This window comes from Arcicella aurantiaca (assembly GCF_003148625.1).
Classification (GTDB): domain Bacteria; phylum Bacteroidota; class Bacteroidia; order Cytophagales; family Spirosomataceae; genus Arcicella; species Arcicella aurantiaca.
Window position 1 is genome coordinate 69,112 of sequence record NZ_QGGO01000001.1, and the last position, 22,140, is coordinate 91,251.

The following is a 22,140-nucleotide window of genomic DNA, read 5'->3' on the forward strand; positions in this document are numbered from 1 at the left end:
TGGTCATAAGTTTATCATTCAAAGATACATGACAATCATGACTTTCGTACCCATCGCTGTCTGATTTGTGTCTTGCTTATCTAAAATAAAAACTTCAATTTTTGTATTTTCAATCAATTCAAGCGAACGTAGGCGTTCCTCCGTAATTTCGGTACTTCTTGATTTGTATGGTTTAAGTGATTTGTTCTTAATTTCGGCGGCTTTTTTGCGTCCAATACCATTGTCTTCGATAGTGCAAAGTAGTTTCTCTCCTTCTTGTTTAAAATGAATATGCAAGAAACCATCATTATTTTCTTTATAGACCAAACCGTGATTAATGGCATTTTCAACAAAAGGTTGTAGAAGCATAGAAGGAATTTCTGTATCTAAACTAACGCTTGAATCAATTTCAATTTTAGAAGTAAATTTTCCTTTAAATCTTAGTTCTTCTAATTGGATATAATATTCCAACAGAATTTTCTCTTCACTCAAAGCGATATATTTATTTCGAGATGACTCTAAAAATAACCTCATTAATCTTGAAAATTTACTTAAAAAATTAGTTGCTTCTTCTGTATTATTATTCAAAATAAAGTTCTGAATAGCACTTAGAGCATTAAATACAAAGTGCGGATTCATTTGTGCTTGGAGAGCCTGTAATTCTAATTCTGCAAATTTTTTATTGATTTCAGTTTTTTCTTCTTCTTTCTTCTTAATGTTTTTTGTTCTGATAACAATATATAAAATGATTAATACCAAGATGAACAATACAATTAATGCCTTAAACCAAAGAGTTTCCCAAAAAGGAGGATTAATAATAAAAATGATTGGTTTTAAAGATTGAGAAGGATTACCGTCAATATCAAACGCTTTTAAATGAAATTCATATTTGCCTGGAGAAAGTAGCGAAAACTCTTTGTGCAAATCCAGAACAGCGTGCCAAGATGTATCAGAATTATCGTTAGAACTTAACATTTTATAGTGATAAGTAATATTTTTATCACTTTTAAATGATAGAGCTACAAATTCTATATCGATATTATTTTGGCGATAATTTAAGCTATATTGAGAATTTATGGTGGTGTCCTGACGGTTAATTTTTATATTTTTGATAATTAATGCCGTGATAGTTCTGGTTGTTGAAATATCTGTCTCAGCATTTAGAGGAAGAGTTGCCAAGCCTTTACTTGTACCGACAAACAATTCTTTATTTCTCACCAATGAGCAATTTACCTCAAGTGTTGGTAAACCTTGTGCCAAAGAAATTTTCTTGATTGTATAGATAATATCATCTCCTTTTTTGGTCAGATTTAATACAAAAATCCCTTCATTAGTAGAAACGAAAAGTCGATTACTTTCTTTTTCAAAATTCAAGTGGTTAATAATCATACCTGACAGTTCTGGAATTTCGTAGGGTTTATCTTTATAAAATCTATACACGCCATAGCCGTCAGTACCTACCCAAAGGGCATTTTCATTATCTGTATCAAAACATGAGATAGGTTTCGATAAAATGGGTAATACTTTGTTGAATGAAATAAATTTAGTTTCCTGTTGATTCAGATAGAGTTTCTGTAATCCTTTATTTGTACCTGTAAAAATGATATGTTTTTCTTTGTTGAAGTACATAACATTAGTTTTAACTCCACGGCTATTGGGAAGAATTGGGAGTTTTAAATAATCAATAAAAAAAGTATTGAAATAGTCTTTAAGGAGGCTTATGTGTAGGGAGTTTGCGATTAAGAAAAGGTTTTCCGTAAGAAAAATAATACTTTTTACATTTAAACCGATGAGAATATTTGAATTGTTTTGATGAATTGTAGGTTTATTAAACTCTAACTTCAACATCTGAGGTGTTAAGATTTTTGTATTAGCTTCTGATAATGGGAAGAGCATCATACTGGCATCATTCCATAAAATAATAGCCTTGTTTTTTGAAAGGACAATTTTTTTGATTGGGCTGTTTTTATTTTCTTTGAATTTTTGCAGATGTAGTTTGTTATCTTTTGTGAGAATATATATGTGTCCTTGATTATCGCCAATCCAAATTCTATCATATATGTCTTTCGTTAGTGCAGTAATTGAAATTTTATTTGAAATTTCTTGAAAAATCTCTGATTTTAAAGCTTGTGAAGATAACATGAGTAACCCTCTATTTTTGGTGCATAGCCATAAATTATTTTCGCTGTCAAAATAAATAGTATTTACATTGAAATTCTTAATAAAATCCAAGTTCTTAATACGGTTTAGATTTTCATCTATCACAAAAGCATCATCTTCTGTAAGCACTAATTTTCTGTTGATGTTCCCCACATTTAAAATTAATGATAGTTGCGGAGAAGGAGAAGATGATAAGTCTTTGAGGAGCCGTGTTATATGTTTTTTATTTTTTAGTAAACAAATACTGTCGTTATTAGCATAAATGGTTTTGTCATCATCAAAAATAATTGAAATAGCTTTATCCCAAAATTCAGGTTTGATATTAGTATTAGTTTGAATAATATGTTGTTTCTTTAAAATATTATGCTGTAAGCCTTCTGAAAAAGCCCTTAAATGCCACACTTCAATTCTGTTATTATATTTTTTTGAGAAAAAACTATTGTTTTTAACAAGAGGATATGATTCGGCGTAATCTATTGTAGTAGTTGAAACCTTCTTTTTCTCGACATCAAGTAATAAAATATCTCTTTGTCCTAATATAATTTTTATTGTATTTTTTGATTCTCCAACATAGCACCATATATGTGTATCATGCAACTCCTTAAATGGATTTTCAATTACGTGAAATTTATTGTCCTTTAAATCAAAATAGAAAAAAGCATTGGCGTAGGACAAAAACCAAATTCGATGCTGAGAGTCTTCGGCACAGTGCCAAATATCGTTGTTGGGAAGCCCATTCTTGGTAGTAAATTTCTCAAATTTATAACCGTCAAATCGAGCAATTCCTTTATCTGTGCAAAACCACATAAATCCTTTACTGTCTTGAAATGCCCGATAAACGTGCGAACTCGGAAGACCATCATCAACGGTGTAGTTTCTGAAATGAGGCGTTTGGGCAAGTATATTTAAACTTGTAAGTATGTATAGAAAATAGATGGTTAGTAATTTTTTCATGTGTCAAAAATACTTGTTAAAAACCAGTTATGAGTGTCGAGATATGAGTTTTTCTCTTTTAAGTGACGAGTTATGAGTGTGGAACTATGAGTTTTAGTAAATAATGTTCTAATTTTGCAATATCAGTTATCAGTAAACAATTATCAGACTTAAATGAATAGCAGAAAACTTCTTTCTCAAATTTATTTACTGGTTGTTGACAACTGGTAATTGTTTACTGATAACTGTTCACTGATAATTGAAACAAATGGAATACAATCACAAAGAAGTAGAACAAAAATGGAGACAGTTTTGGGAAGAAAATCAAACTTTCAAAACTGAAATTGATACCTCAAAACCGAAATATTATGTCTTGGATATGTTCCCGTATCCATCTGGGGCTGGTTTGCACGTTGGGCATCCACTTGGGTATATAGCCTCTGACATTATTGCTCGCTACAAGCGTTTGAAGGGTTTTAATGTTTTGCATCCAATGGGTTTTGACTCTTTTGGTTTGCCTGCCGAACAGTACGCTATCCAAACGGGGCAACATCCTGCCATTACTACCGAAGAAAATATTACTACTTACATCCGTCAGTTAAAACAAATCGGTTTTAGCTACGATTGGAGCAGAGAAGTGCGTACTTCGGACTCAAAATATTATAAATGGACACAGTGGATTTTCATGCAGTTATTTAATCATTATTACGATAAAGATGCAAATAAGGCTTTGAAAATTACTGATTTGGTTGAAAAGTTCGCAACGTCAGGAAATAAATCTGTTAATGCGGTTTGTGATGAAGATACGCCTGTTTTTACTTCGGAGGAATGGAATGCAATGAGCGAATTTGACCAACAATCAATGTTATTGAAATATCGTTTGACTTACCCTGACGAATCGGTCGTAAACTGGTGTCCAGGTTTGGGAACTGTTTTGGCTAATGATGAAGTAAAAGACGGTGTTTCTGAACGTGGAGGATTTCCTGTTGAACAGAAGAAAATGAAGCAATGGGCAATGAGAATTACTGCCTACGCTGACCGTTTGATTGATGGATTGAATGAAGTGGATTGGTCGGATGCTTTGAAAGAACAACAACGTAATTGGATTGGTAGAAGTACGGGAGCGAGCGTAAGATTTGAGGTTTTAACCCCTAACCCCCAACCCCTAACCCCTCAAAATATCGAGGTTTTTACCACAAGAGTTGATACCATTTACGGTGTTTCATTTATGGTAATTGCTCCTGAGCATGAATACGTGCCGTTTTTGACTACGCCAGAACAAAAAGAAGCCGTTGATGAATACGTGAAATGGGTAGCTTCAAGAAGTGAGTTAGACCGTATGTCGGAAGTGAAAAAGGTTTCGGGAGTGTTTACGGGAAGTTATGTAGTTAATCCTTTCAATGACGAAAAAGTGCCAATTTTCTTGGCTGATTACGTTTTGGCAGGTTATGGAACGGGTGCAGTTATGGGTGTTCCTTCGGGCGACCAACGTGACTGGAACTTTGCTACGCATTTCAAATTGCCAATTGTTCCAATTCTTGATGCTCAAAAAGACATAGAAAAAGAAGCGGATAATACCAAAGAAGGGAAATATATCAATTCTGGTATTATCAACGGAATGGAATACAAAGAAGCGACCAAAACATTAACGACTTATTTGGAAGAAAAAGGCATCGGAAAAGGTAAAATTCAATACCGTTTGAGAAATGCCGTTTTCAGTCGCCAACGTTATTGGGGTGAACCAGTTCCAGTTTATTTTAAAGATGGCTTGCCGTACTTGATTGAAGAATCAGAATTGCCATTAGATTTACCTGTAATTGATAAATATTTACCAACTGAAACGGGTGAACCACCTTTGGGACGTGCTGAAGGTTGGGCTTATCACCCCTCTCATAATGGAGAGGGGCAGGGGGTGAGGTATCCTTACGAACTTTCTACCATGCCAGGTTGGGCGGGTTCATCTTGGTATTGGTATCGTTATATGGATGCTCAAAATGAAGCTGAATTTGCTTCACAAGATGCTATCAACTATTGGAAAGCGGTTGATTTGTACATTGGAGGTTCTGAACACGCTACGGGACACTTATTGTATAGCCGTTTTTGGAATAAATTTTTGAAAGATTTAGGATTAGTGCCAGAAGAAGAATTTGCTAAGAAATTGATTAATCAAGGCATGATTCAGGGGCGTTCTAATTTTGTGTATCGTGTAAAATCGTCAGTTGGAGCGGGTAAAAATCCTGTTTTTGTTTCTTATAATTTGAAAGACCAATACGAAACGACGGACATTCACGTGGACGTAAATATTGTCAATAATGATATTTTGGATGTAAATGCTTTCAAAAATTGGAGAGAAGATTTTGCTAATGCTGAGTTTATCTTAGAAGATGGAAAATACGTTTGTGGTGTGGAGGTTGAGAAAATGTCGAAATCGAAATACAACGTTGTCAATCCAGATATTTTAGTGGATAAAGTGGGAGCAGACACTTTGCGTTTGTATGAAATGTTCTTAGGACCTTTGGAACAAGCAAAACCTTGGAATACAAACGGAATTGACGGTTCATTTAGATTTATCAAAAAAGTTTGGCGTTTATTCTATGACGACCAGTCGAACTTTAAAGTGAAAGATGAAGCTCCAACACCTGCCGAATTGAAAGTTTTACATACCGCTATAAAGAAAGTGGAGGAGGATTTAGAGCGTTATTCATTCAACACGGTTGTATCAACGTTGATGATTTGCGTAAATGATTTAGGTTCGTTGAAATGTTCTAAAAAGGCAATTTTGCAAGAATTAGTCATTTTGATGTCGCCATATACGCCACACATTGCCGAAGAATTATGGACATTATTGGGCAACGAAGCAGGAACAATTTCTTACGCTTCATTCCCGAAATTTAATCCAAGTTATTTGGTAGAAGCAAATTTTGAATATCCAATTTCTATCAATGGAAAGGTAAGAGCTAATATTTCTTTCCCTACGGATGCTGTTCCTGCTGATATTGAAGCGGGCGTTTTAGCTAACGAAGTTGTGCTGAAATGGTTAGACGGAAAAGCTCCTAAAAAAGTAATTGTTGTTCCAAAGCGTATTGTGAACGTTGTTATGTAATTTGAGGAACTTCCCGAAAGTTTTAAACTTTCGGGAAGTTAGCCTTAGTACAACTAAAAATATGATAATTCCCGTTCTCCACGAAGACCACGAAATATTGGTCGTCAATAAACCCGCAGGTATTCCTTCACAGTCTGATAAAAGCGGTACACTTTCACTGTTAGAAATCCTTTCCGAAAATCGTTCTGATTTATTTGTCATTCATCGCCTTGACCAACGTGTGAGTGGAATTATTGTTTTGGCAAAAACAGAAGCATCTGCATCACAATTAAGTAAAGATTTTCAAACCAGAAACGTTACTAAAAAATACCGTGCTGTCGTAGCAAATCAGCCGAAAGATAAAGAAGGAAAATTGACCCATTGGCTTTTGAAAGATGCTAAAAAAAATATGTCAAAAGCTTTTGATAAAGAAGTGAAAAATAGTCAGAAAGCAGAGTTGAAATACCAAATCGTAAAATCGTCAGAACGGTATCATTTGCTTGAAATTGAGTTGTTTACAGGACGTTTTCATCAAATTCGCTCGCAGTTATCAGCTATCAGTTGTCCGATTTTGGGAGATTTGAAATATGGCTATAAAAGAAGCTCTCCCGACGGAAGTATCTTTTTGCAATCATTTTCATTATCGTTCAATCACCCAAAAACAAAACAGGCAACCAATTTTGAAATTGAAATGCCTGAGTTGTGGAAAAAATATGGGTTTTAAATTAACTACATAATTCCTTCATATATTGTTTCGAGTGAAATCTGTGTTGCAAAAAAAGGAAGTTCTATGGTTTCCCCAATATTTACATAAAAATCAAAATTCCATTTCCCTTTTTCATTTCTGCTATACATTTCAACAATGGCTTCGTCTTGATGTACCATTAAATAATATTGTAAAGTAGGCATTGATAAATATTCAACCCGTTTTTTTTCTTTATCAATATCTTCTGTTCCCGCAGAGAGAACTTCAACAATTAATACAGGGTCAGTTACAAATTTTTGATGATTCCCTGATTCATGAATAACCACAAGGTCTGGATAACGATAAATTTTTCTATCCTTCACCATCAATTTTATATCATGTTCATAGACTTTGAATGGTTTTTTCTTCAAAAATAATTTGAAGAAAACTAAAAGATTGCTGGCAATCTCGTTTGCGGTTGTAGTTTCTCCTGGCATAGGTATAATTTCTCCATTAACATATTCATGTCTTTCCTCAGATTTTTCTTCTTGAGCAAAGTATTCTTCTACGGTATAAAATAATTCTTCGACTGCTATCATGGCATTTGTATTTTATCAAATATCAAAAAAAAATAGAATAATTACAAACTTATCCGTTTCACTTTATTGTAAAAACGCCAGCTCAGAAGGCTTGCAGAGGCGAATAATGCTAAAGTCAAGCCAATCCAAATGCCTACGTGTTTTAAATCGTAATTAAAGCCTAAAATATAGCTCATGGGTAAACCTACACCCCAATACGCAAAAACAGTGATTAATGTGGGTACATTTACATCTTGAATTCCTCTTAAAATTCCCAAACTCACGGCTTGAACGCCATCAAAAAGTTGGAAGAAACCACCCCAAATAATCAATTCTGCGGCTAAAATAATAACTCGCTCGTCTTTTACGTAACTGGCAAACTCTACGTTGAAAATCAATAAAACAATGGCACAAAATCCCATAAAAACTAAACTCAAAACCAAAGCGGTCGTCCCTGCTCTGAAAATTCCAATTCTGCTTTTTTCGCCTAAACTTGCTCCAACCCTGATTCCGCCTGCCGCTGCAATTCCCGTTGCCGCCATGTAAGTCATTGAAACGTAACCAATAGCTACTAAGTGGGCTGCTTTGTGTTCAATACTAATCCAACCCATCATTACAACGGCTCCGTAAAATGCTGCGATTTCAGAAAAGCCTTGCAAACCGCTTGGAACACCAATTTTTAAAATACTTCTCACAATTCTATCCAAACCTTTAAACGATACTTTTTCTTGAAAGTATGCCTTGAAAATATCAGTTTTAAAAGTAAAAAATGCCAAAGCTGACATCATGTAAGTTCTTGAAATTAAAGTAGCAACTCCTGCACCATTCAATCCCCATTCTGGAAAAATCCATGTGCCATTAATAAAACAATGATTTAAGATTAGGTTTAAAATCAAGGCTGAAAAAGTAATATTCATGGATAATTTGGCGAATCCTAAACCGTCTGTAAAACTTTTAATGGCAGAGAAAATAAAAGCAGGAATTGTAGAAATCGTAATTATCCAAAGATATTCTTGAGTTTGGATTTTTATTTCAGCAGGTTGTTTCAGAATGTCTATATTCAGTCCAATCAAAACCACTACAACACAACAAAAAACGCTCATTAAAAGAGCTACCAAAATATTGGCTTTCAATAAACGATTACATTCGGTATAGTTATTTTCGGCTTGTGCTTTTGACACCAACGGCGAAACAATTTGCAGGCAGATATACCCAATAATGGCAATGTTAATGAGAATTCCGTTGGCATCGGCAGAGGCGGCAAGTGCTTGTACTGACCCTCTATTCATTCGACCCACCTGTACGGTATCAGCAAAACCCATGAGCATAATGCCTAATTGTCCCGCAATGATTGGAAGAGCTAATTGGTAAGTGGAAATGATGTCGGATTTGTAGGTTTGGAAAAGCTTTTTCAAAATATTATTTGTTGATGTTTAATTAGTGTTCTGAATAATTTGTATCTCAAAACCTTTGTTTGGGAAACTTTCCGAAAGTTTTAAATTTTCGGGAGGTTCATAGTAACTTATTAAACAGTGTTTTTAAGATTGATTTACAAAATTAGTCATACCATTTTTAAGAAACTTATTTTGAAAAAAGATATAGTCGAAATTTTCAAAATTTAATATTTTTCTAATAACGCTCACGAATTATCTAAACTTTCCGTTTTTTTGTAAAAATATAATTATCCTACTATTCATGAATCAAACTCTTTTTCATCAAACTAAAAAACAAAATCTACTAATACTCCTTTTTGTTTTAAGCTCATTTTCGTCAATTTTTGCCCAATTCTCCCGTCAGGATTCGCTCAGAGGAACGCTTTCAGCGGTGCGTTCTTGCTATGACGTCACGTTTTATGACCTCAAATTGAAAGTAATTCCCACGTCGCAATCCATTGAAGGCTCAAATACCATTTATTACAAATCCACGACGGATTTTAAAAAAATGCAGGTTGATTTATTTGCCAATATGCAGATTGTCAATATTATACAAAATGACAAACCTTTGAAGTTTACCAGAGAAGGAAATGCGACTTTTATCAATTTTGCTGATGTTCAGAAGAAAAATAAGAAATATTCAATTAAAATAGAATATCGTGGACGACCACAAATTGCGAGAAATCCACCTTGGGATGGCGGTTTCACTTGGAAAAAAGACCCAAATGGCAAAGATTGGATTGTGGTATCTTGCGAAGGAACAGGAGCAAGTTTATGGTTTCCGAATAAAGACCATTTGTCGGACGAACCAGATTCTGTTAAAATTACTTGTGCTGTTCCAAAAGGTTTGATGTGTGTATCGAACGGGAATTTACGTAGCACAAAAGATTTGAAAAATGATGCTCCAGCCAGCGATAATAAATCTCTAAACGGTGTTTCTTTTCAACCATTTACAGAATATGAATGGTTTGTGAGTTATCCAATCAACAATTATAATATTTCGTTGAATATCGCTGATTATGCGAATTTTAAAGACGTTTACACCGCTCAAGACGGAGAAAAATTAGACTTAGATTATTACGTTTTAAAACCTAATTTAGAAAAAGCTAAAACACATTTCAAACAAGTAAAACCAATGTTGGCTTGCTATGAAAAATTATTTGGCAAATATCCTTTTTGGAAAGATGGTTATGCCTTAGTGGAAACGCCATATTGGGGAATGGAACACCAAAGTGCAGTGGCTTATGGCAATAATTACCGAAACAATGAATACGGCTTTGATTTTATCATTATTCATGAGTCGGGACATGAGTATTTTGGTAATTCTTTGAGTTGTAATGACCATGCCGAAATGTGGATTCATGAGTCTTTTACGACCTACATGGAAGCCCTTTATGTAGAATGTATGCAGAATTATGAGAAATCAATCAGGTATCTCGAAAAACAAAAATCGGGTATCCGTAATGCAGAGCCAATGATTGGAGCTTTGGGTGTAAATTATCCGCAACCCGATTCTGATATTTATTACAAAGGAACGTGGATGTTGCACACCCTTCGGAATGTTGTAAATGATGACAAAATTTGGTTTGAAACGTTGAAAGGTTTAGCCACAAAATTTAAAATTTCAAATGTTACAACTGAGCAGGTAATTCAGTATTTCAATGAAAAAACAGGGAAAGATTTAACGCCAATTTTCAATATGTACTTGAAAACTAAGCAAATTCCTGTTTTGCAATATCAGATTAATTCTAAAAGTGATAATACCATTGAATTGCGTTATCGTTGGAAAGAAGCAACGCCTATGATGCCCATTAAAGCAGGATTTGGTCTTCAGAAATATGAAGTAATTTCACCAAATACAGAATGGCAAACCAGAGTTTTTGAAAAAGTAGAAGGACAAGAGTTGAAAATTGCTACGGAATTGTTTTATATCAAAACTGAAAAATTGTAACAAGTAATTTTAGATGCAGTTTGCCTTTCAGTAAAAAAGAATTAATCTCAAAACACTCTGAAAAATGTCTGAAATCTCACGTCGTAACTTTTTGTACCAAGCAGGCTTATTAGCTTCTGCTTCTTTAATTTCTTTAGATAGCTTTGCTAAAGTTCCCAAATTACAATTAGCCTATTCTGGTATAACATGGGGAGGAAAAGACCTCGATGCGATGAAAGATATTGCTTCTTTAGGTTTTAAAGGTGTTCAATTACGGGCAAACTCGTATGATACATACAAGACTAAAGTAAGCGAGTTGAAAGACCAAATTATAGCAAATGGTTTAGCTTTACCGATGTTTTCGAGTGGAAATGTGGAAATTGACCCAGCCAAAGAACAAAGTACCATAGACTATCACGTGGCACACGCAAGTTTTGTAAAAGCTTTGGGCGGAACTACCATTCAAGTAACCAATTCTTTGCGTAAAAATGGCGTTCCTCCTACAACCGAGCAATTAAAAAGATTGACTTTTGTGATGAACGAAATTGGTAAGCAAACCGCAGATTTGGGGATTCAAACAACCTATCATAACCACATGAATCAGTTTGGAGAAACGCCCGAAGAAGTAGATATTATTGTGCAAGATATGAATCCGAAATATTTGAAATTATTATTGGATGTTGCTCATTATCATCAAGGAGGAGGGAAACCTGCCAAAGCGGTTTTAGACTATAAAGATATTATTGAGGCTTTACATATTAAAGATGTACAATGCCCATTGCCAGAAAAACCAGAAGACCCTAAAGCCTATAAATTTGTGGAATTGGGACAAGGTAACGTAGATTTGAAAGGTGTTTTTGATAATTTACAAAAGATAAATTTCAAAAAATGGGCAATTGTAGAATTGGACGGAGTTCCTGTAAAAACACGTACACCCAAAGAAAGTGGAGAAATTAGCAAGGCATTTTTAAGAGATAAAATCGGGTTTAAGTTTGCGGTCTAAGCTAATGAATTAGGGTGAATTTCATAAAAAATGAGTAACTTGCAAGATAATTTATCCCTAATTTCTCATGTCAACAAAGCGTACTCCTGCCATTATTTTCATTTTCATTACTATTGTTATTGATGTTCTTGGTATCGGAATTATTGTACCTGTTATTCCAAAAATCATCTTAGAACTTACTGGAAAAGGGCTTAGCGAAGCATCCAAATATTCAGGTTTGTTAATGTCTTCTTATGCTATTATGCAATTTGTTTTTTCGCCAATTATTGGTGGATTAAGTGATAAATATGGAAGACGCCCCGTTATTTTAGCTTCTTTGTTTGGTTTTTTCTTTGACTATCTAATTTTGATTTTTGCCCCAACATTTACTTGGCTTTTTGTAGCAAGAATTATCGCAGGAATCACAGGAGCAAGCTTTACAACAGCTACGGCGTATATTGCAGATATTTCAACAGATGAAAATCGTTCAAAAAACTTTGGAATGGTAGGTGCTGCGTTTGGACTTGGTTTTATTATTGGACCTCCAATTGGTGGAATTTTAGGCGATATTGGTACTCGTGTTCCTTTTATGTTTGCGGCAGGTTTAACACTCATCAATGCCCTTTACGGATATTTTGTTTTACCTGAATCATTGAAAAAAGAAAACCGTCGTGAATTTGATTGGAAAAGAGCAAATCCTGTGGGTTCACTGAAAAATATTGGTCGTTATCCTGCCCTTTTGGGTTTAATTGGAGCATTGTTTTGCTTACAAATTGCAGGTCAAGCACACCCAAGTACATGGTCGTATTTTACGATGAAAGAATTTAACTGGACACTTAAAGAAGTGGGTTATTCTTTGGCATTTGTAGGTTTAATGGTTGCCATTGTTCAAGGCGGACTCAATAGAGTAATCAATCCTAAATTAGGCGATAAAAACTCCATCATTATTGGTTTGTTGTTTTATGGCATTGGTTTTATGCTTTTTGCATTTGCCACAAAAGGTTGGATGATGTACATTTTTATGGTTCCTTTTGGTTTAGGAGGTATTGCAGGCCCAGCACTTCAAAGTATGATTACCAAGCAAGTTGCCCCTAACGAACAAGGCGAATTACAAGGTGGAATCACAAGTATGCAAAGTATTACTACGATAATTGGACCTTTGTTTGCTTCAAATTTATTTTCGTATTTCTCTGCCGAAGATGCTCCGATATTCTTTCCGGGAGCAGCATTTTTTATGGCAGGTGTCGTAACGTTTTTAGCTTTAGGAATAGCTTTAAAATCTTTCCCAAAAAATAAAGAAGCAGAAGTCATAGCATAAAATTGCTTAACATTGCTTTTCGCTCAAAATATCAAAACTCCTCAGAAATGGCTTAATTTTTGAGGAGTTTTTTTATTAAATTATCATAACATACCGCCACTATGTTTCAGCGAAAAATATCCATTAGCCTATTTCTTGGAATTATTACCTTTCATTTACTCTTTGCTCAGAATATCAAATATGAAGTTTTGACTTTACGAAAAGAGCAGTTTTCGATGCCCAATCGGAAGTTTTATATTCAAAAAATTATCTGCGATTTCAATCAGCCCAAATATTTTGTTACTCGAAAAGGAATATTCAACAAACAGAAAACCATTATTTTAGGAGATAGTATTCAGAAAGTGATGATAGCTTTTCTAAAACCTTCTAATACCTATCGTGGAGGGCTTGTTCCAGTGTTAATGAAAATTAAAGAGTTGAAAATCAGGGAAGAACGTCATTTTTTAAAAGAAGAAGGAACGGCTAAATTGAGCGTGGAATTTTATATAGAAACGGATACCAAACCTGTGAAAATATTTCAATCAAATGCTTTTAGAACTTATACAGGATTGATGAATATCACCAATCAGCATGATGAAAATGTACGAACTATCATCAAATCTTGTATGATTGACTTTAACAACGCTAAAATTGATTTTTCTAAATACGTAATTCCCAATAAAATTTTCAAGGCAAAACGCCCTTCTTGACCAAAATAGTCACTTATTTTACCACCATTTATCAGTCTTTTGGACTGATTAGCACAATAATATTTTGTGGTGAATATTTTCCTTCCTACATTTCGTCATAATTAAAAGATAATCTTTTAAACAGAACTTAAACTAAAATTAGAAAATGAAAATTACAAAATTTGTTGCTTCAGCGTTTATTGTTTTGGCAACTTCTGCTGCTTCTTTTGCTCAAAATGTTGATGAAATTATTGCAAAACACATTGAAGCAATGGGTGGTGCAGATAAATGGAAGACCGTAAAAAGTATGCAGATGAATAATAAATTCTCGGTACAAGGGATGGATATTGAAAGTAAAACAACGATTGTTGCTGGAAAAAGTTTGAGAACTGAAGTTTCTGTGATGGGACAAGATATTATCACGGCAGTTGATGGAGAAACAGGTTGGATGCAACGCCCAGCTATGATGGGTGGAACTGGCGAACCTGAAGATATGCCCGGTGCATTAATCAAAGAAACGCTTAAACAAACGAATTTGGGTGGTTCGTTGCTTAGTTTCAAAGAAAAAGGAGCGACCATTGAATTAGTTGGAAAAGAAAAATTAGATGGAGCTGATGTGTATCATTTGAAAATGACTGAAAAAAATGGCGAAGTAACTAATTTATTCCTTTCAGCATCAACGTATTATACGTTGAAATCTGCGGGAAAAAGAAATGTACAAGGACAAGATATTGATGCAGAAGTTAATTTCTCTAACTTTAAGCAAATTGAAGGTTTGACTTTTCCTTTCACAATGGAAACGCCAAGCCCAATGGGTGGAACAATGACAATTGAAACAGAATCAATCAAATTGAATCCGACTATTGATGAATCAATTTTTAAAAAACCGGGTAAAAAATAGTTGAAATAGATATTCTTTATTCGAAATAATAAAAACCCTGCAAGCATTTTACTGTTTGCAGGGTTTTTCATTGTTGGTTTTCGTAAATTTGCACCTCAATCATTCATAACAGAGTTTGGTTTATTGCCATAACTCTATTCTCTAAAAAAATGTACAAATACATTCTCCAACCCCTTCTGTTTAAGCTTGATGCTGAAAAAGCACACTATCTTACTTTTGATTTGATTAAATTTTTGTTCAAAATTCCTTTTGTTCCTCAAATATTTAGAGCGGTTTATCATTACGAGCATCCAAGTTTGGAACGTGAAGTTTTTGGCTTGAAATTCAAAAATCCAGTTGGTTTAGCAGCAGGTTTTGATAAAAATGCCTTGATGATTGATGAGTTTTCAAATTTAGGTTTTGGCTTTATCGAAATCGGAACATTAACGCCAAAAGGTCAACCGGGAAATGATAAACCACGTCTATTTAGATTAAAACCAGATGAGGCAATTATCAACCGAATGGGCTTTAATAATGATGGCGTAAAAGTAGCAGTTGAAAAATTGAAAGCACGGAATAGTAATATTTTAGTAGGAGGTAATATTGGTAAAAATAAAGTAACGCCAAACGAAGACGCTGTCAATGATTATTTAATCTGTTTTCACGAATTGTTTGATTATGTCGATTATTTTGTAGTCAATGTAAGTTCGCCAAATACGCCCAATTTAAGAGCTTTACAGGAAAAAGAACCATTGAAGAATCTTTTGCAAACCCTTCAAAATGAGAATGTAAAGAAGGCGAAGCAAAAGCCAATTTTATTGAAAATTGCTCCAGATTTAACAGAATCTCAATTAGATGATATTGTTGAAATAGTACAAGAAACCAAAATTGCAGGAGTGATTGCAACCAATACCACAATTTCAAGAGAAGGCTTGAAATCTGACCAAAATTTAGTACAAGAAATGGGCGGATTAAGTGGAAAACCCGTTACCAAACGTTCAACGGAAGTGATTAAATATTTGTCAGAAAAATCAAATAAATCGTTCCCAATTATTGGCGTAGGAGGGATTCATTCTCCAGAAGATGCAATCGAAAAACTAAAAGCAGGAGCGTCGTTAGTTCAGATTTATACAGGATTTATTTACGCAGGACCTTCGTTAGCAAGTGATATTAACAAAAAGTTGGTAGGTGCTTAACAATTGCTTTTAGGTGTCAGTTTCGTCTAATCTCTGACACCTAAAACCTATTTTCTAAAACCTTTTCCTTAATAATTATCAATAAAATTAATTGCCTTCCAAGCTGATTTTTCAATCAATCTGAATATAATATTTTTCTCTTTTTTCGGTGGATTATACTTTCCGTAAGCAGGAATTATATTCTTGAAAAATTGATAGTGATTCTTCAATAAGGCTGAATTATAAGTTTTGAATAAGCTCTTTAAAGCAGGGTAATTGCTTGTTTTTGAGGTCTTTATGTGTCTTGAAAGCAAGTCAGGTTTCTCAGGACTATATCCACTAAAATGGAAAAATAATAAAGGCTCTTTTCCATTAATGATGTACTTCCCATCTACAAATTCAACCGTTCTTTCGTGGATATTCCAATAAGCAAGATTATACGCAGGACTGTATTCTACCAAGACTTTTTCGTAAAAAATCGGAGCAAAATTTACACATAATTGGTCGATTCCCATGCCATTACAGAAATCATAATAGCCATAATCTTTCAAGTGAGTTTTCCACCAATTCAAGAATTTGAAAGTGTTTTCTGAACGCTTCATTCCTACAAATCCCGTATTGTAAAGTCCAGCATTGAGGAATTGTTTTTCATTCCATTGTTCCTGTAAATCAATGGGTTGTGTGATGTGGGGCGTAATAATGATGTCGTAATTATCAAGACTATCTTCAATCTTTTTTACGCTATCAGTTATCCACAAATCGGTATCGAAATAAATTAATTTTTCTAAATTCTGATATTTTTCAAAGAGATACAAACCAAAAATAGGTTTGCAAGCAGTAGCCACTTCCATCACGGTATATTCACCTTTGAAACCTGCCAAATTAACCTCTTGAACTTCTGAGATTGGAATTATTTTGTATGGAATATCGAAATCCGTAACGGGAACTTTATCAACTAAACCAATAATGAGTTCATAGTCTGGATTAGTATTTTTTAAAGATTCGCCCATCGTGAGGGCTTGATACAGATAATTAGCTGTACAGACTGTGTAAATTAATTTCATTATATATTTTTTTACTCCAACAAATCGCCAACGGCTGCTATATATGGAGCTTTCCAAGAGGCTTCTTGGTCTTTGTAAAGATGATAATCTCCTGCAATTAGTAATTTTAAAATCGGAAAAAGTCTTGCTAAATGAAAGGGAGATAGCGTTCCACGAGTTTCATAAAAATGAATGATTCGGTCTATTTTTTCAAAATTTGGATTTGATTCTCCAATTCTTTCCAACAAAGCGTTTTTCAGAGTACAAAAATAGTCGCTTTTTGTTAAGAATGGGGCAAGTTTTTCTGCTCTTGGTCTTGAAAATCTATCTTTTAAGCTAATTGCTTTGCCACTTTCTTTGGGGCGAGTTCCAATTTGCTGGAAACTATGCTGACGATACGAGATTAAACGTTCCTCGATAATGCCAATTTTATTCAACATGGCAGCAATAATTGTTATCCAATTATCATGAATCATCTCAGAAATATGCGTTGGAAAAGGAACAATAACTGAAGTTAATTCTTTCCTAAAAGCCATCATACAACCTGCTGAACGATTGCCCGCTAATAATATTTCAACTTCTTGCCCAGCTTTCCATTGTTGTCTTTGCAACTCATGGAAACGCACAACCGACCAAAAGTTATTATTGAGACTTTCGCCTTTTTCATCAACCAATTCGGCATCACAAAAAACGGCTAATTTGTTAGGGTTTTCTTGAAAATACGCATGAATCTTTGCCAATTTATCAGAATGCCACAAATCGTCTTGGTCGCACATCAAGATAATATCGCCCGTGCAAAGAGAAATTGCTCGCTCGAAATTCTTAGTTACTTTTAAAGAAGTATCATTTTTGAAAAATTTGATATTGAGTACATTTTCAAATTCCTTGACAATCTCAGCAGTATTATCTGTCGAGCAATCATCAGTAATGATAATTTCTGAAGGCAATAAAGTTTGGTTGGCTAAACTTTGGAGTTGTTCTCGCAAAAATCGAGAACCGTTGTATGTACAGAGGGCAATAGATATGGTTTGCAAAATTTTTTATAAAGTATAGAGAGAAGAGAATAGAGAAAAGAGTTTGAGGCTATTTCTATTTGAAAATTATCTCTCACTCATTCACTCACTCATTCACTCATTGAATTTGTGGCTCCAGCGGGAATCGAACCCACATCGAACGTTTAGGAAACGCCTATTCTATCCGTTGAACTATGGTGCCTTTTCAGTTATCAGTAAACAGTTAACAGTAACGATTTACCAGTAATTTTAGAATACAAATTTCTTGAAAACTTGATTAATATCAAATGAAAAATCCTTGTTTTAATGTTTACTGATAACTGTTTAATGTTCACTGATATTATTGTTCACTTATAACTGAATATTCTTCTTCATTCAGCCAATTTGGAAAAATCTGAATGTGTCTGTCTTTCACTAATTTCAAAATCGCATCTCTTAATTCGTCGATATTCTCTTTTTGTTCTGCCGAAATGAAAACGGTAGTTGGCTGAGGCAAATTCATAAATGAATTTTTCAAAAACTCCGTAACTTTCTGAATCCTAATTTGCTGATTTACAGGTTCGTCACCAGAGCCAATTTGCCAATCGTGAATTTCAACTTCTTCGGTAGAATATAAATCTATTTTGTTGAAAACCAGAATAGTAGGTTTGTCTGCTGCACCAATATCAGCTAAGGTTGAGTTTACCACATCAATGTGTTCTTGATAATTTGGATGAGAAATATCAACCACATGAAGCAAAATATCAGCTTCTCTAACTTCATCTAAAGTTGATTTGAAAGACTCAATCAACATTGTTGGTAATTTACGAATAAACCCTACGGTATCAGAAAGTAAGAACGGAATTGTCTCAAAAGTAACTTTTCTAACTGTGGCATCAACCGTTGCGAAGAGCTTATTTTCGGCAAAAACATCTGCTTTTGCTAATCTTCGCATTAAGGTAGATTTTCCAACGTTGGTATAACCTACTAAGGAAACACGCACCATTTTATCACGATTTTTACGTTGTGTAAATGCCTGTTTATCAATCTGTTTTAGTTTTTCTTTCAGGAATGAAATACGGTCATTTGCAATACGACGGTCAGTTTCCAATTCTTTTTCACCCGGTCCACGCATACCTACACCACCACGTTGTTTAGAAAGGTGCGACCACATTCGGGTCAATCGTGGTAATACATATTGTTGTTGAGCCAATTCTACCTGTGTACGTGCTTGTACAGTTTGAGCTCTCATGGCAAAAATGTTGAGAATCAACAAACTACGGTCGAGAATTTTTACTTCTTTTTGAAATTTAGCAAACTCAGTTTCAATATTTCTGATTTGAATAGGAGATAAGTCATCATCAAAAATGACCATATCTACATCTTGGTCGATTACAAAAGCGATAATATCCTGTAATTTCCCCTTTCCAACATACGTTCTATTTTCTGGCTTTTCTAATTTTTGAGTAAAAGTATAAAGCGTGTCAATTTGTGAAGTATCGGCAAGAAAAGCTAATTCGTCTAAATATTCTTTGGTTTGTTCTGCGGATTGTTTCTGTGTTTGTACAGCCACCAACACCGCTGTTTCTTTTTGTTCTTCTGTACTGTGCATATAATTATAGCTATTTGTTTTATAACATTTAGCCTTGATTTTGCGTAAATGATTACTGAAAATAAACTTCAGCGTAAAATATGTTTCTTGTAAAATAACCTTTATTTATCCGAAAAATTAAGGTTTGATGTTGAAATTATATATTCATGATTTCTAATGTATTTAAACTTTTAAGACTGATTCAAAATCCCCTCATAATTAGCTAAATGTAAATAATTCTCTTCTTTTACTTCAAATGTATGTCCAAATTGTTCTGCGATTTTTACGACTTCCAAAGGTTTCAAACTTCCTTTCTGAGCTAATTCTTTTGATAAGAAAACTAAAAATTCTTGATTTTTTTCTAATAATTCTTTGGTTTCAATCGTCAAATCTCGAATCATTCTTTCAATTGCCCAATCAGTTACGCTCAAATCCATGCTGTAAGGACCAGAATGTGCATAATAGGCTTGATAATTTTTATCGAAACCATATTTACGAATGTACTCCATAATCATGGACGTGGCTTCTTCACGGTCGAATGAACGAGAAATTGTCGCTTTTTCTTCCCCAAAAATCATTTCTTCGGCAATTCCTCCAGCTAAAAATATCTTGATTTTATTGATGATATTTTCTTTAGATAAATGAATTAGATGTGGAAAGGCAAAACCTTGTGCATATCGTGATGCAACTCGTGATTTCAATTGAAGAGGAGCAAGTCCTAACAAAATTCCATAAGCAATAGCATGACCAGACTCATGAACGGCAATATTCGCCACCATATCAGGTGAATTATCTTGACGAATTTGGTCTATCTTGCCAACGTAATCCAATTCTACGGTCTTTTTGCCCGCTAATTGTGCAATTATTTTCTTTCTATCAAAATCATAATCCATGGCAATGTGCATGAGATTTCCCATGAATGCTTCAAACAATAATTTTGATAAATTTGCCTCAACAATATCAGTAATACTTGAAAAAACGGGACGAACTCCTTGTACAGGAAAAACACCATTTTGGTAAATTAACTGATTAAGATTTTCTGAAATCTCAATGTCAACACCAAAGTGTTCTTTGTTCTTTTTGACAATTTTATGAATTTCTTCTTTAATCAAATTTTCAAAATCTCCTTTTCGTAAAGACTTGTAAATCAAGTGGATATTTCCAAATCTGGCTACTTGTTCTGGTTTAAATTTCCGAGAAAGAGCATTTTTAATATCAACAATCGTGATTTTTTCGGTATAAGCTCTAAAAATATCTGCTTCAATATCTGTTTCGCCTGTTTCATTTGCCATTGAATAGGCTTCGTCCAAATTTCCAGAAATAATAATCAGTGTTTTAGCATGATTGATGGGTTCGTAAACTTTCTTTTTTTCACGAGTTTGTTGCATCATCATCAACACATCTTCTTCTCGCATTTCCGCAATTTCGGATACGCTCTCTTTTAAATCAAAAATCTTTTTCAAACTTTGAGCTTCCCAAACGCCAACGGTTGCTTCTTCTTCATCATAATTTCCACCCATCGGATTCATCGCATCTGGAGGCATTGGAGGAGCATCTTTTAATTTTTGTTTTCGTTTTTGACGTTGCATGGCAGCATACAAATAACGTTGGAGATAGTCGTCAATGGATTCTTTAGCGTCTCGTTTTGCTAATTTTCCGTCAGACAATAATTCCCAAAAATCTTGAAAACGAGTATTTAAAAGTGGTTTTCCTTCTGAATCTATCGTATAAAAACGCTGAATTTCATCAAATAAAACAATGGCTGGTTTAGCGTCATTTACACCATTAGTTTCTAAAATAGAGGAAACATTGCTATTCCAAGTGCTTTCACCATTTGAAAGTTCAACTTCTACAAAACGGTCTTGATATTCTAATTTTGAAACTAATTTTCTGATTAAATCGGTTTTCCCTACGCCTGTCATACCCCATAAATTGACAATGATGGGGCGAGTGAGAATATCAGGCATCAAATACCAAATTTGAATATAGTCCACTAATTCTTCAATGATGTAGTCGATACCAATAAATTCACGCTTCAACTCGGCTTTGATAGTTTCAAGTCGTTGTTTTTTTGTGTTTATCTCTTCGAGATTTATATTTACTTTAGGTTGAATTGACATTTCTTTTTTAATGTGAGTGCTTATCAATTGAAAATCCGATAGAACGATAAAATGTTCTAACAGATTGATAAACAGTCATGAGATAAAATTTTACAGACACAGATACGCAAAAACATAAATGTATTAATTCAAAAATACATATAATGATTTTATGTTTACGAAATACGCCAATAAAATATATAAGAAATTGATAATAATTTGATTTGCCCATCGGGGCTTATCCAAGATTTGGATTTTGCAGAAACCGAGAGGAGCTTTTTAGCAGAAAATATGTGTTAACTTCATGATTGCTGTGGCTTTTGCGATGCCTTTTAAATTTTGTGGTGCAAAGATGTGGGTATTTTTTGAGAAATACAAATTTTGTAGAATACCTGTAGAACTAAGGCTGATGAGATTATTTGATTTTTATGTTTGAACTAAGATTGATTAGATTATTTGATTTTAGGATTTTTATATCTGGACTGAGATTGATTAGATTAAATCTTAAAATTATTTCGGAAGTATATACTTAATGTCGCAAGTTAAATTTGAGTTGAAAAAACCTCACCCCCAACCCCTCTCCGATGGAGAGGGGAGCATTCGACCCCATTT

General features: G+C 34.1%; 15 protein-coding genes and 1 tRNA gene. 8 read left to right on the plus strand and 8 right to left on the minus strand.

The window, feature by feature from the left end:
* Positions 1-18: 18 nt before the first annotated feature.
* Positions 19-3,093 carry a sensor histidine kinase gene (locus LV89_RS00315; protein ID WP_109740860.1) on the minus strand — a complete coding sequence of 1,025 codons (3,075 nt, stop codon included), beginning with the start codon at positions 3,091-3,093 and terminating at the stop codon, positions 19-21.
* Positions 3,094-3,340: 247 nt separating this feature from the next.
* Between LV89_RS00315 and leuS the strand changes: the two genes are divergently transcribed.
* Complete coding sequence (leuS, locus tag LV89_RS00320; RefSeq protein ID WP_109740861.1) at positions 3,341-6,175, plus strand: leucine--tRNA ligase; 2,835 nt, start codon at positions 3,341-3,343, stop codon at positions 6,173-6,175.
* A 61-nt stretch (positions 6,176-6,236) separates the two neighbouring features.
* Entirely contained in the window at positions 6,237-6,878 is a 642-nt protein-coding gene (locus tag LV89_RS00325) for an RluA family pseudouridine synthase (RefSeq protein WP_109740862.1), read from the plus strand.
* Between the two features lie 5 nt (positions 6,879-6,883).
* Here the strand turns inward: LV89_RS00325 and LV89_RS00330 are convergent, their stop codons facing one another.
* Both LV89_RS00330 and LV89_RS00335 read right to left on the minus strand, forming a co-directional pair.
* Complete coding sequence (locus LV89_RS00330) at positions 6,884-7,438, minus strand: Uma2 family endonuclease (RefSeq protein WP_109740863.1); 555 nt, start codon at positions 7,436-7,438, stop codon at positions 6,884-6,886.
* A gap of 41 nt (positions 7,439-7,479) precedes the next feature.
* Positions 7,480-8,832 (minus strand): MATE family efflux transporter, encoded by a 1,353-nt coding sequence (locus LV89_RS00335; RefSeq protein WP_109740864.1) that lies wholly within the window; start codon positions 8,830-8,832, stop codon positions 7,480-7,482.
* Positions 8,833-9,112: 280 nt separating this feature from the next.
* Here LV89_RS00335 and LV89_RS00340 point away from each other — a divergent pair, with 280 nt between their 5' ends.
* From LV89_RS00340 to LV89_RS00365, 6 genes are all read left to right on the plus strand, one after another.
* Positions 9,113-10,801 (plus strand): M1 family metallopeptidase, encoded by a 1,689-nt coding sequence (locus tag LV89_RS00340; protein WP_109740865.1) that lies wholly within the window; start codon positions 9,113-9,115, stop codon positions 10,799-10,801.
* Positions 10,802-10,865: 64 nt separating this feature from the next.
* The gene (locus LV89_RS00345) at positions 10,866-11,783 is read left to right on the plus strand and encodes a sugar phosphate isomerase/epimerase family protein (protein ID WP_109740866.1); all 918 of its coding nucleotides are present in this window, start codon (positions 10,866-10,868) and stop codon (positions 11,781-11,783) included.
* A gap of 67 nt (positions 11,784-11,850) precedes the next feature.
* The gene (locus tag LV89_RS00350; RefSeq protein ID WP_109740867.1) at positions 11,851-13,080 is read left to right on the plus strand and encodes a TCR/Tet family MFS transporter; all 1,230 of its coding nucleotides are present in this window, start codon (positions 11,851-11,853) and stop codon (positions 13,078-13,080) included.
* 101 nt (positions 13,081-13,181) lie between these two features.
* The gene (locus LV89_RS00355) at positions 13,182-13,769 is read left to right on the plus strand and encodes a hypothetical protein (protein WP_109740868.1); all 588 of its coding nucleotides are present in this window, start codon (positions 13,182-13,184) and stop codon (positions 13,767-13,769) included.
* A gap of 145 nt (positions 13,770-13,914) precedes the next feature.
* Positions 13,915-14,649, plus strand: coding sequence for a LolA-like protein (locus LV89_RS00360; RefSeq protein WP_109740869.1), 735 nt, complete (start codon positions 13,915-13,917; stop codon positions 14,647-14,649).
* Between the two features lie 149 nt (positions 14,650-14,798).
* The gene (locus LV89_RS00365) at positions 14,799-15,824 is read left to right on the plus strand and encodes a quinone-dependent dihydroorotate dehydrogenase (protein WP_109740870.1); all 1,026 of its coding nucleotides are present in this window, start codon (positions 14,799-14,801) and stop codon (positions 15,822-15,824) included.
* A gap of 68 nt (positions 15,825-15,892) precedes the next feature.
* Here the strand turns inward: LV89_RS00365 and LV89_RS00370 are convergent, their stop codons facing one another.
* From LV89_RS00370 to LV89_RS00390, 5 genes are all read right to left on the minus strand, one after another.
* Entirely contained in the window at positions 15,893-16,867 is a 975-nt protein-coding gene (locus LV89_RS00370; protein ID WP_146199040.1) for a hypothetical protein, read from the minus strand.
* A gap of 11 nt (positions 16,868-16,878) precedes the next feature.
* Positions 16,879-17,880, minus strand: coding sequence for a glycosyltransferase family 2 protein (locus tag LV89_RS00375; protein WP_158279479.1), 1,002 nt, complete (start codon positions 17,878-17,880; stop codon positions 16,879-16,881).
* A gap of 109 nt (positions 17,881-17,989) precedes the next feature.
* Positions 17,990-18,061: transfer RNA gene (locus tag LV89_RS00380), tRNA-Arg, on the minus strand.
* A 138-nt stretch (positions 18,062-18,199) separates the two neighbouring features.
* Complete coding sequence (gene hflX / locus LV89_RS00385; RefSeq protein WP_109740873.1) at positions 18,200-19,450, minus strand: GTPase HflX; 1,251 nt, start codon at positions 19,448-19,450, stop codon at positions 18,200-18,202.
* A gap of 170 nt (positions 19,451-19,620) precedes the next feature.
* Complete coding sequence (locus LV89_RS00390; RefSeq protein ID WP_109740874.1) at positions 19,621-21,549, minus strand: AAA family ATPase; 1,929 nt, start codon at positions 21,547-21,549, stop codon at positions 19,621-19,623.
* Between the last annotated feature and the right edge of the window lie 591 nt (positions 21,550-22,140).